Here is a 540-nt window from a genome sequence, read left to right as displayed (position 1 = left end):
GGATGGCTTGTGAATGAGCGCTAACCAACTGTCAGCACTCAGAAAGGGTGTTGAGGCGAAACTGGCATGTCGCTGCAAGCCTAGTGATACCAATGTAATTTATTGATATTTAACTTATGTTGTGCGAAAACCCATTACTCGCACCGCCAGAACGACCTCAGGGCGTTTCTGGCAGGAAACAGGAAAAACAGGCAACAAACCACCCGAAAACCCGCCAGAAACGTCCCTGATAAATGTTAACTATGTTGCATGGCTATGCAGGAAAATGAATGGCACTGAATCTGAAGGTAAACAGTCAGCAAAAGCATGATTTCATGTAGTTTACTTCCACTTAAGGCTCCAATTATGATGTGCTTCTGTCATATTCCCAGAGAACGTCAACGATGCGCTCAGCACGCCTTTTATCATCTGTAATACCGTTGCTTCTGGTAGCCTGTACCACAACAAAATCAACTGAGTTGGGTAAACCAACAGCCTCATCAGAAAAATCAGTAGATCTATTAGGGGTTCTACGTGCCGGGCCGAATGCACCTGAAGCAA

1 protein-coding gene is annotated in these 540 nt (G+C 45.2%); it reads right to left on the bottom strand.

All coding sequences use genetic code 11. The annotated features are described in order from the left end of the window. Positions 1-343 precede the first annotated feature (343 nt). Positions 344-540, bottom strand: a 197-nt coding sequence (locus tag MKP05_RS21580) for a hypothetical protein (protein ID WP_240570174.1), incomplete at its 5' end; no start/stop codon positions are given.

The sequence above is a fragment of the Halomonas flagellata genome, from assembly GCF_022487945.1.
Taxonomy (GTDB): Bacteria; Pseudomonadota; Gammaproteobacteria; order Pseudomonadales; family Halomonadaceae; genus Halomonas; species Halomonas flagellata.
This window is presented reverse-complemented; position numbering and strand designations above follow the sequence as displayed.